Annotated in this window: 8 protein-coding genes; 3 read left to right on the top strand and 5 right to left on the bottom strand. The window is 69.4% G+C overall.

Translation table 11 applies throughout. The features are described from left to right. Positions 1–81 precede the first annotated feature (81 nt). Positions 82–1,380, bottom strand: a complete 1,299-nt coding sequence (gene waaA, locus ACLB90_RS06010; RefSeq protein ID WP_411852069.1) for a lipid IV(A) 3-deoxy-D-manno-octulosonic acid transferase — start codon at positions 1,378–1,380, stop codon at positions 82–84. 88 nt (positions 1,381–1,468) lie between these two features. Between waaA and ACLB90_RS06015 the strand changes: the two genes are divergently transcribed. Continuing rightward, entirely contained in the window at positions 1,469–2,389 is a 921-nt protein-coding gene (locus tag ACLB90_RS06015; RefSeq protein WP_411852070.1) for an LpxL/LpxP family Kdo(2)-lipid IV(A) lauroyl/palmitoleoyl acyltransferase, read from the top strand. A gap of 832 nt (positions 2,390–3,221) precedes the next feature. Here ACLB90_RS06015 and ACLB90_RS06020 read toward each other — a convergent pair. Genes ACLB90_RS06020 through ACLB90_RS06030 form a run of 3 tightly spaced genes read right to left on the bottom strand, consistent with a single transcriptional unit; the run spans position 3,222 to position 5,865 of the window. After that, on the bottom strand, positions 3,222–4,559 hold the full coding sequence (locus tag ACLB90_RS06020; RefSeq protein ID WP_411852071.1) for an O-antigen ligase family protein: 1,338 nt from the start codon (positions 4,557–4,559) through the stop codon (positions 3,222–3,224). Then, positions 4,540–5,652 (bottom strand): glycosyltransferase, encoded by a 1,113-nt coding sequence (locus ACLB90_RS06025; protein ID WP_411852072.1) that lies wholly within the window; start codon positions 5,650–5,652, stop codon positions 4,540–4,542. Before ACLB90_RS06025 ends, ACLB90_RS06020 begins: the two co-directional genes overlap by 20 nt. 15 nt (positions 5,653–5,667) lie before the next feature. Then, a complete protein-coding gene (locus ACLB90_RS06030; RefSeq protein WP_411852073.1) occupies positions 5,668–5,865 on the bottom strand; it encodes a zinc-finger domain-containing protein in 198 nt (65 codons plus the stop codon). A gap of 374 nt (positions 5,866–6,239) precedes the next feature. Between ACLB90_RS06030 and ACLB90_RS06035 the strand changes: the two genes are divergently transcribed. Further along, positions 6,240–9,587, top strand: a complete 3,348-nt coding sequence (locus tag ACLB90_RS06035) for a GH92 family glycosyl hydrolase (RefSeq protein WP_411852074.1) — start codon at positions 6,240–6,242, stop codon at positions 9,585–9,587. Continuing rightward, positions 9,587–10,321 carry a basic secretory protein-like protein gene (locus tag ACLB90_RS06040; RefSeq protein WP_411852075.1) on the top strand — a complete coding sequence of 245 codons (735 nt, stop codon included), beginning with the start codon at positions 9,587–9,589 and terminating at the stop codon, positions 10,319–10,321. The genes ACLB90_RS06035 and ACLB90_RS06040 overlap by 1 nt, the downstream gene beginning before the upstream one ends. A 706-nt stretch (positions 10,322–11,027) precedes the next feature. On the opposite strand, the gene ACLB90_RS06045 is transcribed toward ACLB90_RS06040, so the two are convergent. After that, positions 11,028–13,322, bottom strand: coding sequence for an NADP-dependent malic enzyme (locus ACLB90_RS06045; protein WP_411852076.1), 2,295 nt, complete (start codon positions 13,320–13,322; stop codon positions 11,028–11,030). Positions 13,323–13,341: the final 19 nt, after the last annotated feature.

Consider the following 13,341-nt stretch of genomic DNA (forward strand, 5'->3'; position numbering starts at 1 on the left):
GGCCAACGCGGCGCAACGAAAAAGCCACCCTCGCGGGTGGCTTTTTTCATGGTGGTGTCACCGGGCTGCGATCGAGGGCGGTCAGCCCAGTGGCGGCGGCAGCGCCGGCCCGATCAATGCCACGGTGCGCTTCAACGCCCCGCGGCCGTTGCTGACCAGCGCGCAGCCGGCGCGGGCCATGTCCTCGCGGGCGTCCGGATCGCGCAGCAGGGTCAGCAGCGCGTCGCCCACGCCCTGCGCATCTTCGGCAATCACCACCGCACCGGCTTCGCGCATGCGCCGGGAAATCTCGGCGAAGTTGTGCAGGTGCGGGCCGGTCACCGTGGCCGTGCCCATCGCGGCGGGCTCGAGCAGGTTGTGGCCACCGATCGCCTGCAGACTGCCGCCGACGAATGCCACCTGGGCGCAGCCGTAGAAGGACATCAGCTCGCCCAGGGTATCGATCACGAACACATCGGTATCGGCCTGCGGCCACTGCTGCTGGCGCCGCGTGGCGACCTTCCAGCCCTGCTCGCGCGCCAGCGCCTCCACCCGCGGAAAACGCTCGGGATGCCGCGGCGCCCACAACAGCAGCAGGCCCGGCACCGCCTCGCGCAGGCGGCGGTGCAGATCGACGGTGGCCTGCTCCTCACCCTCGTGGGTACTGGCCGCGATCCACACCGGACGGTCTGCCGGCACCAGATCGTGGAAGCGCGCGATGAAATCCTGCACGTTCGGCGTGGCGATATCGAACTTCAGGTTGCCCAGCGCCTGCACCTGCTCCGGCGTGGCGCCAAGCTGGAGGAAGCGCTCGGCATCGTCGGCCGACTGCGCGGCCACGCAGGTCACTGTGCGCAGCGCACGGCCGATCAACGGCCGCAGCAGGCGATAGCCGCGCAGCGAGCGTGCCGACAGGCGCGCATTGAGGATGTACACCGGAATGCGGCGGTCGCGGCAGCCGAACAGCAGGTTCGGCCACAGCTCGGTTTCCAGGATCAGCGCGAGGCTGGGTTTGAAGTGGCCCAGGAAGCGGCCGACGCTGCCCGGCACGTCGTACGGCAGGTACACGTGGTCCACCGCATCGCCCCACAGCGCGCGCACGCGCTCGGAGCCGGTCGGGGTGATGGTGGTGATGACCCAGCGGATATCCGGGCGCTGCGCACGCAGCGCATTGACCAGCGGCGCGGCGGCGTTGACCTCGCCCACCGAAACCGCGTGCAGCCACACCCGCGGCTGGCCACTGGAGTGCGGGTAGGACGCGTAGCGCTCGTCCCAGCGCTGGAAATATTCGCGCACCCGGAAGCCGCGCCAGACCAGGTGGTACACGGTGATCGGCAGCAGCAGGTACAGCACGACCGAGTACAGGCCGCGCAGGATCCATTCGACAGGGCTTTTACGCATGCGCAGAGGATACGGGAGCCCCCCGCGAAAGACACGCGCAGCGGCCACGTGGACGCACCCGCCAGGGCGTATCCATTAGAATCGGGGCATGTCCGATAACGCGTCCACCGCCACCCGCCCTTCCCTGCGCAATCCCCGCCACTGGCCGATGTTCGCCGTGATGCTGGGCGCCTTCGCCATCGCACGGCTGCCGTGGTGGCTGCAGCGCGCGCTGGGCCGCGGCGTCGGCACGGTGGCGTACCGAATGGCCGGCAGCCGCCGGCGGGCCGCCGAGGTCAACCTGAAGCTGTGCTTCCCCGAAAAAGACGACGCCTGGCGCCAGCGCCTGCTGCGCGACAGTTTCGACGCACTCGGCGTGGGCATCTTCGAGTTCGCCCGCGCCTGGTGGGGCAGCATCGACAGCATCCGGCCGAACGTACAGATCGAAGGCCTGGAGCACCTGCAGCGCATGCAGGCCGAGGGCCGTGGCGTGCTGCTGGTGTCCGGCCACTTCATGACCCTGGAGATGTGCGGGCGTCTGCTGTGCGACCACGTGGACCTCTCGGGCATGTACCGCAAGCACCGCAACCCGGTGTACGAATGGGCGGTGAAGTTCGGCCGCCTGCGCTATGCCAAGGCGATGTACGCCAACGAAGACATCCGCGCCACCGTGCGGCATCTGAAGAAGGGCGGCTTCCTGTGGTACGCGCCCGACCAGGACATGCGTGGCAAGGACACCGTGTTCGTGCCGTTCTTCGGCCACACCGCGTCCACCATCACCGCGACCCACCAGTTGGCGCGGATGACCGGCTGCGCCGTCATTCCGTATTTCCATCGCCGTGAAGGCGGGAAGTACTTCCTGAAGATCGGCGCACCGCTGGAGAACTTCCCCAGCGACGACGTGGAAGCCGATACCGCGCGCGTGAACCAGGCCATCGAGGCGATGGTGCGCGAGGCACCGGACCAGTACCTGTGGATCCACCGCCGCTTCAAGCGCCAGCCAGGCGGCCGCAGCGACTATTACCGGTAGAGCCCGACCGTTGGTCGGCTGTTCCTGCCAGGGGGCGCAACGGCAACGGCAGCCGACCAACGGTCGGCTCTACCCGTGTCGCGCTTCCGAACGGCTGGTTGCGGTGCTTCGGTCACCTGCAGACCGGTAGAGCCGACCGTTGGTCGGCTGCTCCTGCCAGGGGCCGCAACAACAACGGCAGCCGACCAACGGTCGGCTCTACCTGTGCCGCGCCTCCGAACGGCTGGTTGCGGTGCTTCGGTCACCTGCAGACCGGTAGTGCCGACCGCTGGTCGGCTGCTCCTGCCGAGGTCCGCGACAACAACGGCAGCCGACCAACGGTCGGCTCTACCCGTGTCGCGCGCCCGAGCGGCTGGTTGCGGTGCTTCGGTCACCTGCAGACCGGTAGAGCCGACCGTTGGTCGGCTGCTCCTGCCAGGGGGCCGCAACAACAACGGCAGCCGACCAACGGTCGGCTCTACCCGTGTCGCGCCCCGAACGGCTGGTTGCAGTGCTTCGGTCACCTGCCGACCGCTGGTCGGCTGCTCCTGCCAGGGGGCCGCAACGGCAACGGCAGCCGACCAACGGTCGGCTCTACCTGTGTCGGGCTTCCGAGCGGCTGGTTGCGGTGCTTCGGCCACCTGCAGACCGGTAGTGCCGACCGCTGGTCGGCTGCTCCTGCCAGGGTCCGCAACAACAACGGCAGCCGACCAACGGTCGGCTCTACCCGTGTCGGGCTTCCGAACGGCTGGTTGCGGTGCTTCGGTCACCTGCAGACCGGTAGAGCCGACCGCTGGTCGGCTGCTCCTGCCAGGGGGCCGCAACGGCAACGGCAGCCGACCAACGGTCGGCTCTACCGTGCTCCGTCCTCCGCATCATCCCGCGCCAGCAGGCTGCCGGCGTACAGCGCCGCCAGCAGCAGGGTCAGGCCGCCCCAGAAGGTGGAGTAGAACGCCAGGTGGGTGTTGAGCGGAAACACGGTGACCGCCAGCGCCAGCATGGCCGGGCGCGCGCGTTCGCGTGCGGCCTGCGGTGCGAAGCGCCAGGCACGCCATGCCTGGGCAACCGCGGCCAGCCACAGCAGCAGGCCCAGGACACCGGTTTCGGCGAGGATTTCCAGCACGATCTGGTGCGCATGCAGCGCCGGGCCGTCGCCCCACACTTCCGGTCGGTCCGGGGTCGGATTGCAGTCCGGGTAGGCCTCGCGGAATCCGCGTGCGCCCACGCCATTGAACGGATGCTGCTGGATCATGCAGCCGGCGGCGCTCCATATCTGCTCGCGGCCGGACAGCGCCTGGTTCACGCCATCGCCCTCGCCTTCCCACGCCATCGCGGTGCGCGCGACCCGCTCGCGCACCTGGGTCGATCCCAGGCCCAGCGCGACCGCCGCCACCAGCCCGACCGCCAGGCATGCCACCAGCGCGCGCGCGCCGAGCAGCCGCCAGCCGGAGAACACCAGCACCAGGCCGTAGGTCACCCACGCCGCGCGCGAACCGGCGAGCACCAGTACCGCGCCCACGGCGGCAGCGGCCAGTGCCCAGCCCCACACGCCCGCGCGCCGGGCAGCGGCGAACAGCAGGAACGGCGACAGGCTGGCCAGCACCTGGCCGAATTTCAGGTTGCAGGGGCCGAGCACGCCACTGAGCCGGTCCACCGCCGCCGTCTCCTGCGGCGAGCACAGACCGTGGCCGCTGATCGCCCACTTGAGCTGGTCCAGCGACCAGAACAGCGGGCTGGTGCCGAGCGCGGCCTGGGCCAGCGCATCGAGCGTCCACAGCCCCGTGATCGCGGCGATGCCACCCAGCGTCAGCGCACGGCGCTGCGGCGAGGCCACCGCGATCGCGACGAGCCACATGAAGGGGAGATAGCGCAGGCCGGCCGCCGTCTTGCGCCAGGCCGTGCCCGGGTCGATCGCATCGAACGCGGAAAACGCCTGCGGCAGCCAGTACCCCAGGAACAGGATGCTGGTCAGCGCCCACGCCGGGCTGCTGAGCAGGCGCTGCTTGCCAGCCAGGCGCAGCTGCACCATGCGCACGGCCGCATACAGCGCGCCGAGCACCAGCACGCCTTCGGCGATGCCGGGCAGTGGCCACATCGCCACGAACGCGATCACCCACCACGGCGCCCAACGGCCCGCGCGGGACGCCGGCGAACCGGGGATCAGGGCCGGCTCAACCGGCGAGGGAGGCATAGAGCTGGAGCGTGTCACGCTGCATCGCCTGCAAGGTAAACGGATTGCGCGACGGCAGCGTGGGCGGCTGCGCCAACAGGTGGCGGGCCTGCACCAGCAATGCGTCGCTGTCGTGCAAGGGTACCGCGCCGGACGGCTGCAGTTGCTGCAGCAGCTCGCCGACGCCGCCGTGGTTCCAACCCAGTACAGGTCGGCCCACCGACAACGCCTCGACCACGGTGCGGCCGAACGCCTCGGGTTTGTCGGAGAGCTGCAGCACCAGGTCGCTGGCCGCATAGGCCTGCGCGATCTTCGCGGTGGGCGCGGTGATCAGCACTGCATCGCCCACGCCAAGGCTGCGCGCCTGCTGTTCCAGCTCGGCCACGTACGCCTCGCGGCCCGGCTCGCGCGTGCCGGGCATCCACAGCCGGGCGGGTACGCCGGCAGCGTGCAGACCGGCCAGCAGTTGCAGGGCATGGCGGTGGCCCTTCAGACGGGTCCCGCGTCCGGGCAGCAGCAGCAGCGGCGCCTCGCCGGCCAGCGCCGGGTGCACCTGCGCCACGGCCAACCGCGCGCGGCGGTCCTGGCGCGCTACGCGCAGAAACTGCGCCACGTCCACGCCACGCGGAATCACCTGCAGGCGCTGCGGGTCCACGGCCGGGTAGTGCTGGCGGACGAAGTCGCGGACGCACTGCGACACGCAGATCACCCGCTCGCCGCTGGTCATCACCGCGCTGTAGCGGCCCGGCGAATTGAGCCCGTGCACGGTGGTGACCCAGTGCGGGCGGCGCGCGGCGGGCAGGTTGCGCACGGCATACAGGCCCAGCCACGCCGGCAGGCGCGAGCGCGCGTGCACGATGTCCGCGCCGACCTCGTTGAACAGGTTGCGCAGGGTCAGCACGTGACGCAGGGTCAGCAGCGATTTGCGGCCGATGTCCAGCGTGAGGTGCTCGGCCCCGCTGGCCAGCAGCGGCTCGACCAGGCGCCCACCGGCAGACACGACGATGGCCCGGTGGCCGGCGGCAACCAGGGCGGAGGCGATCTCAAGGGTGGAGCGTTCGACCCCGCCGGAGTGCAGCGCCGGCAGCAGCTGCACCACGGTCATTCGGCGCACGGACGCTGGCGCCGGTCAGTCGGCGAGCACGAACACCGAGCCGCAGTACGGGCACGCGGCCTCGCCATTGGGCTCGTCTTCGATCGGCAGGTACACGCGCGGATGCGAGTTCCACAGGGCCATTTCCGGCGTCGGGCAGCTCAGCGGCAGGTCGCTGCGGTGCACGGTGTAACGCTTCTCGGCGTTGGCGGGCGCGGTGGCGGTATGGCTCATGGCGTGGACACACAAAGGAATTGCGAGGCCCGCGATTCTAGCACCTGGAACGGCGGGAGGCCGCTGCCGGTGGCCGGAGGGCGGTGGCGGCGGGATCGATCCGACCGACCTTTTTAAATCGATCCAAATCCACTGTCAACCAAGTGGCGATGGGTGGCAAAAACCGGATTTAGATCGAACTAATTTCACTTGTCAGGGCGGGTCCGCCTGTTGCAGCATCGGACCGGTTCCGATCCATCACCCGATCGCATGGCCCGTCCCCCGCCGGACATGCATCGCTTCCTCGACTGCCCCGTGGCGGCCGGTGCGATGCTGTCTGCCGTGGTCGCCGATGCGGGCCCTGCCTGCCGCCTGCCCCTTCGGGAGACCCCTGCATGACCCTGTCCGACCCACGCCACGCCCTCCTCCCCCTGGCCCTCGCCGTGGCCTGTGCCGCCGTGGCCTTCCCCGCCGCCGGCCAGGGCCTGCAGACCTCGTTCGAAGCCGGGCAGCCGTCGCCGAAGGCCACTGCCGGTGCGGACGCGCTGCGGGTTGCGGTGGGCAACGGGCCGCGCGCGCCGTATGCGGCCAAGGCGGGGGTGGGTTACAGCGGCCTGCGGGCGCTGCACTACAGCAGCGCGGGCGGTACCGCACGCACGCGGCTGTTCGCCACCGATCTGACCATTGATGCCGACACCACGCTGTCGTGGCTGGTGCTGCCGGAAATCGTCGCCAAGGACACCGTCGCCTCCACGTATGTGTCGCTGGACCTGGTGCTGGACGATGGCCAACGCGTCTCGGCGAGCGCCGCGCGCGACCAGCATGGCGTGGCGCTGGGCGCCCGCGCGCAGGGCGACTCGAAGACCCTGTATCCGCAGCAGTGGGCGCGCAAGGCGGTCCGGCTGGGCGATGTGGCCGCATTGCGTGGGCGCCGCGTGGTGGCGCTGGAGCTGGAGGTGGCCGCCGCGGACGGCGCGCCGGTGTCGGGCTGGATCGATGACATCGTTCTGGACGCGCAGCCGCGCACGGTGCCGCAGCGCCCGTCGGACTGGGTGCTGACCACGCGCGGTACGCAGGCCAACGGCACGTTCTCGCGCGGCAACAATTTCCCGGCCACGGCGGTGCCGCACGGCTTCAACTTCTGGACCCCGGTGACCGACGCCGGTGCGCTGAACTGGCTGTACCGCTGGAACGAACAGAACGATGCCGCCAACCGTCCGCGCCTGCAGGCGCTGGCCCTGAGCCATCAGCCCAGCCCGTGGATGGGTGACCGCCAGACGTTCCAGGTGATGCCGTCCACCGCGGTCGGCGTGCCCGACGCCGACCGCGCCGCGCGCGCGCTGACGTTCTCGCATGACAACGAGCGCGCGCGCCCGTACCGCTACGACGTGCGTTTCGACAATGGCCTGTCTGCCGCGATCGCGCCGACCGACCATGCCGCGCTGTTCCGCTTCGTGTTCCCGGCCGAGGGCGATGCCAACCTGCTGTTCGACAACGTCGACGCACGCGGCGGCCTGACCCTGGATGCCGCCACCCAGACGCTGTCCGGCTACACCGACACGCGCAGCGGGCTGTCCAACGGCGCCACCCGCATGTACGTGGTGGCCGGCTTCGACCGGCCCTGGCGCAGCAGCGGGCGCATCGACACCGGCCGTCCCACCGGCTACATCAAGTTCGATGTCGCCCCGGACCGCCGCGTCACCATGCGCATCGCCACCTCGCTGATCTCGCTGGACCAGGCCCGCCACAATCTCGCGCTGGAACTGGCCGCCGATGACGACCTGGAGCGGGTGGCCGCGCGCGCACAGGATGCATGGGACGCGCGTCTGGCGCCGTTCGACATCGGCGATGCCAGCGATGACCAGAAAACCACGCTGTATTCCAGCCTCTATCGCCTGTATCTGTACCCCAACTCCGGGCATGAGAACGCGGGCACCACGGCCGCACCGGACTGGCGCTATGCCAGCCAGGCCAGCGCCGCCGACGACAACACCGATGGCAGCGCCGTGCGCAGCTTCGCCCCGGTGCGCGACGGCAAGGTGTACGTCAACAACGGCTTCTGGGACACCTTCCGCACCACCTGGCCGGCATACGCGCTGTTCACCCCCGACGATGCCGGTGCGCTGGTGCAGGGCTTCCTGGAGCAGTACCGCGCCGGCGGCTGGGTCGCCCGCTGGTCCTCGCCCGGCTATGCCGACCTGATGGTGGGCACCAGTTCGGATGTTGCCTTCGCCGATGCCTGGCTGAAGGGCATCGGCGGCTTCGATCCCGAAGAGGCCTACGCGGCCGCGCTGAAGAACGCCACCGTGGTGCCGCCGGACCGCCATGTCGGCCGCAAGGGCATGGACCGCTCCACCTTCCGCGGCTACGCCAGCGCCGACGTGCACGAAGGCATGTCGTGGACGATGGAAGGGGCGCTCAACGACTTCGGCATCGCCAACATGGCCGAGGCGCTGTCCCGTCGTGCGGGCAACGCTGCCGCGCGCGAGCGCTACGCCACCGAAGCCGACTACTTCCGCCACCGCGCCGGCACCTACGCCACCCTGTTCGATCCGGCGGCGGGCTTCTTCCAGGGCCGCACCGCCGATGGCGCATGGCGCGTGGACGCCAAGGACTACGACCCGCGTGTGTGGGGCCACGATTACACCGAATCCAACGGCTGGACCTTCGCCTTCACCGCCGCGCACGACGGCGAAGGCCTGGCCGCGCTGTACGGCGGGCGCGACCAGCTCGCCGCCAAGCTGGATGCATTCTTCGCCACCCCGGAAACCGCCGACCCGGCCTTTGCCGGTTCCTACGGCGGCACCATCCACGAGATGACCGAGGCCCGCGATGTGCGCATGGGCATGTATGCGCACAGCAACCAGCCGGCGCACCATATCCCGTGGATGTACCTGTACGCCGGGCAGCCGTGGAAGACCCAGCAGCACGTGCGCGAGATCCTGTCGCGGTTGTACGTGGGCAGCGAGATCGGCCAGGGCTACCCGGGCGACGAGGACAACGGCGAAACCTCGGCGTGGTACGTGCTGGCCTCGCTCGGCCTGTACCCGCTGCGCATGGGTGCACCGGAGTACGTGATCGGCTCGCCGCTGTTCCGCCACGCGAAGGTGACGCTGCAGGGCGGCGCGGTGCTGACCGTCAACGCGCCGGAGAACTCGCGCGAGAACGTCTACGTGCAGTCGCTGAAGATCAACGGCCGGCCGTGGACGAAGACCTGGGTGTCGCACGAGGTGATCGCCAAGGGCGCCACGCTGGACTTCGTGATGGGCCCGGCACCGTCGAGCTGGGGAACCGGCGCGGACGATGCGCCGCGCTCGCTGACCGCGCGTGGCCAGCGCCCTGCCCTGCTGCACGACCTGCTGGGCAGCGGCGCACGCGCGCAGGCCGCCGACGGCACGGCGTTGCCGGCGCTGGTCGACGACGACGCGGCCACCACGGTCCCGGTCGGCGCGGGCACGATCGCCTTCACCGGCGTGGCCGACGGTTCCGCCGCGATGTACACCCTGACCAGCGGCACCGCCCCGATCCGTGGTGGCGCGTGGACGCTGGAGGCACGCCACAGCGGTGGCCGCTGGACCACGCTGGACCAGCGCCGCGGCGAAGACTTCGCCTGGGCGCAGCAGACCCGGCCGTTCGCGATCGCCACTCCGGGCCGCTACGCCGAGTACCGGCTGCGCATCACCGCCCCGGGGCGCATGCAGCTGGCCGAAGTGGAGCTGCTGGCACCGATGGAGGCGCACTGATGGGCATGACCGGCTTTCTGAAGCAGGCGGCGGCCAGGATCGCGGGGAGCCGGCCAGTGGCCGGCACTGCCCTGCTGCTGGGGGCCTTGGTGGTTTTCGATGCGGCCGCATTCGAGGCGACCCAGCACCGTGACGGCATCACCCTGGTCTACAGCGACCCGTCCGAGGCGCTGGCCGCTCCGACGCGTTCGCGCATCATCGAGACGTTCTTCGCCGCCTACGTGCGCCAACGGGCGGACTTCCATCCCGATGCACCGGCGCAGGTGCGCATCGTGATCGATCCCGGCTACGACGGTATCGCCTATGTTGGCGAGAAGGAGAAAGCGGCCACCATCACCATCAATCCGGCCTGGCTGGCCAAACACCCGGACGACATCGATCTGGTCACCCATGAGGCGATGCACATCGTGCAGGGCTACCCGGAGTACGCCAACGAACGCGTGCCGGGTTGGCTGGTGGAGGGCATCGCCGACTACGCGCGTGACCGCTATGGCCGGGAAAATGCGGCGGCTGGCTGGGCGCTGCCGACGACGGTGAAGGACGGGCAGAACGTCGATACCGGCTACCGCGTGACCGGCGCGTTCCTGAAGTGGAGCGAGGCGCGTCACCCGGGTCTGGTGAAGACCCTGGACGGCGCATTGCGCGCGGGCCGGTATACGCCGGCGTTGTGGGAGCAGCACACCGGCGTGGCGCTGCCCGCGCTGTGGGCGCAGTACGCCCGGATCGACGGATGAGACACGGGTAGTAGTGACCGTTGGGCAACGGGGCGCATCCGCGCGCCAGGGTCTCGGTGGCGGTGTGGAGGGCAGCCGACCAACGGTCGGCTCTACCGGGTCAGCGCGCGCCGAGCAGGCCGGCGCGTTGGGCGATGGGGCGCACCGCGCGGCAGGGTATCGGTGGTGGTGCGGAGGGCAGCCGACCAACGGTCGGCTCTACCGGGTCAGCGCGCGCCGACCAGGCCGGCGCGTTGGGCGATGGGGCGCATCCGCGCGGCAGGGTATCGGTGGCGGTGGGGAGGGCAGCCGACCAACGGTCGGCTCTACCGGGTCAGCGCGCGCCGACCAGGCCGGCGTACAGCGCGAACAGCTGTTTGAAGTACCGCTTGGTCTCTCGATTGTGCATGACACCGCTCCGCAGGCTGGCCAATGATGATCTGGTCGGGCCCAGGGCGGCGGGAGCCAGTAGCCCACCGCCGCGGCCGGGCCGCGTGGGGGTATTGGGCACTTGGGAGGTTGCAGGGCGGTGACCGGGATGCGTACGCCTTGTGGCATATGGTCGCGAAGGTCACATGCAGAACGGGACCGGCGCTGTGCGTCGGTCCCGTTCTTCAATGCCTGCCGACCAACGGACGGTAGCTACCCGATCCGCGTTTCGCTGCGCGAAACCAGAACGCGCCCCGGAGGGCGCGTTCTGGTAACCGGAGGCCAAAAGACCGGCGCGTTATGCGCCGTTCTTCTCCGCCTCCAGCTGCTTGCGGATCTGCGCATCCACGGCCGCGATGGCGGTCATGTTGAGCACGCGGCGCGAGGTCGCGCTGGTGGTCAGGATGTGCACCGGCTTGGCCACGCCCATCAGGATCGGGCCGATCGCCACGCCATCGGTGAACACGCGCACCAGGTTGTAGGCGATGTTGGCCGCTTCCAGGTTGGGCAGCACGAACAGGTTGGCGCGGCCCTTCAGCGTGCTGTCCGGCAGCAGCTTGTGGCGCAGCGCTTCGTCCCACGCGGTATCGCCCTGCATTTCGCCGTCCACGTTCAGGCGCGGGTTGCGCTTGAGCAGCAGCGAACGCACGGTGCGCATCTTCAGTGCATCCCTGGAATCGTGGCTGCCGAAGTTGGAGTGCGACAGCAGCGCCACCTTCGGCTCGATCCCGAACAGCTTCATGCGGTAGGCCGCCTGGAGGGTCGCTTCGCAGATCTGCTCGGCGGTGGGGTCTTCCTGCACGTGAGTATCCACGAAGAAGAACACGCCCTGCTGGTTGATCACGCCGGTCATGGCCGAGGTGGAGGTCACCTTCGACTCCAGCGGCAGCACGCTGCGCACGTAGCCGAGCTTCTTGTGGAAGCGGCCGACCACACCGGTCAGCATCGCGTCGGCTTCGCCGCGCGCCACCATCACCGCCGCGATCAGCGTCGGGCGCGAACGCATCAGGTTCTTGGCCGCCGCCACGGTCACACCGCGACGGCCGGTGAGGTTGTGGTAGTACTGCCAGTAATCGTTGAAGCGCGGGTCGTCGTTGATGTTGGTGATGTCGAAGTCGACACCGGCCTTCATGCGCAGACCCAGGCGTTCGATGCGCGATTCGATCACGTCCGGGCGGCCGATCAGGATCGGCTGCGCCAAGCCTTCGTCGACCACGTTCTGCACCGCACGCAGCACCACTTCTTCCTCGCCCTCGGCATACACCACGCGCTGCTTGTCCGAACGCGCGCGGTCGTACACCGGCTTCATCATCAGGCTGGTGCGGTAGACGAACTGCGCCAGCTTCTCGCGGTAGGCGCCCATGTCGGCCACCGGGCGGGTCGCCACGCCGGAATCCATCGCGGCCTGCGCCACCGCAGCCGACAGCTCCACCAGCAGGCGGCGGTCGAACGGACGGGGGATCAGGTAGTCGCGGCCGAAGCTCGGGGTCTCATCGCCATAGGCCGAGCCCAGGTCGCTGGCCTCGCGGCGTGCCATCGCGGCGATCGCGTGCACGCAGGCGATCTTCATGTCTTCGTTGATCGCCGTGGCGCCCACGTCCAGCGCACCGCGGAACAGGTAAGGGAAGCACAGCACGTTGTTGATCTGGTTCGGATAGTCCGAACGGCCGGTGCCGATGATCGCGTCCGGGCGCACCGAACGGGCCATTTCCGGCATGATTTCCGGGGTCGGATTGGCCAGCGCGAAGATCACCGGGTCCTTGGCCATCGTCTTGACCATGTCTGCGGTCAGGATGCCCGGGGCCGACAGGCCCAGGAAGATATCCGCGCCGTCGACGATCTCGGCCAGCGTGCGCTTGTCGGTATCACGCGCGTAACGCGCCTTCTCCGGGTCCAGGTCGCTGCGGCCGGTGTGGATCACGCCGTCGCGGTCGAAGGCGAGGATGTTCTCCTTCTTCAGGCCCAGCGACACCAGCATGTTGACGCAGGAAATACCCGCCGCGCCCATGCCGGTGGTGGCCAGCTTCACGTCTTCGATCTTCTTGCCGGTGACGACCATCGCGTTGAGCACTGCGGCGCCGACGATGATCGCGGTGCCGTGCTGGTCGTCATGGAACACCGGGATGTTCATCCGCTCGCGCAGCTTGCGCTCGACGATGAAGCACTCCGGCGCCTTGATGTCTTCCAGATTGATGCCGCCGAAGGTCGGCTCCAGCGAGGCGATGATGTCGACCAGCTTGTCCGGGTCGTTTTCATCGATCTCGATGTCGAACACATCGATGCCGGCGAACTTCTGGAACAGCACACCCTTGCCTTCCATCACCGGCTTGCCGGCCAGCGGGCCGATGTTGCCCAGGCCCAGCACGGCGGTGCCGTTGGAGATCACGGCGACCAGGTTGCCGCGGGCGGTGAGCTCACTGGCCTGCTGCGGGTCGGCCATGATCGCCTCGCAGGCGTGTGCCACGCCCGGCGAGTACGCCAACGACAGATCACGCTGGGTCAGCATCGGCTTGGTCGCTGCGACGCGGATCTTGCCCGGCGGCGACATGCGGTGGTAATCGAGGGCAGCCTGTTTGAAATCTTCGTTGGACATCGCTTTCTGCAGATGAATG

This window comes from Stenotrophomonas sp. LGBM10 (assembly GCF_046736075.1).
In the GTDB taxonomy this organism is placed as follows: domain Bacteria; phylum Pseudomonadota; class Gammaproteobacteria; order Xanthomonadales; family Xanthomonadaceae; genus Stenotrophomonas.

Coding starts and splice junctions, on each gene's coding strand:
- waaA (WP_411852069.1), bottom strand. CDS start 1,380: ATGCGTAAAAGCCCTGTCGAATGGATCCTGCGCGGCCTGTACTCGGTC.
- ACLB90_RS06015 (WP_411852070.1), top strand. CDS start 1,469: ATGTCCGATAACGCGTCCACCGCCACCCGCCCTTCCCTGCGCAATCCC.
- ACLB90_RS06020 (WP_411852071.1), bottom strand. CDS start 4,559: ATGCCTCCCTCGCCGGTTGAGCCGGCCCTGATCCCCGGTTCGCCGGCG.
- ACLB90_RS06030 (WP_411852073.1), bottom strand. CDS start 5,865: ATGAGCCATACCGCCACCGCGCCCGCCAACGCCGAGAAGCGTTACACC.
- ACLB90_RS06035 (WP_411852074.1), top strand. CDS start 6,240: ATGACCCTGTCCGACCCACGCCACGCCCTCCTCCCCCTGGCCCTCGCC.
- ACLB90_RS06040 (WP_411852075.1), top strand. CDS start 9,587: ATGGGCATGACCGGCTTTCTGAAGCAGGCGGCGGCCAGGATCGCGGGG.
- ACLB90_RS06045 (WP_411852076.1), bottom strand. CDS start 13,322: ATGTCCAACGAAGATTTCAAACAGGCTGCCCTCGATTACCACCGCATG.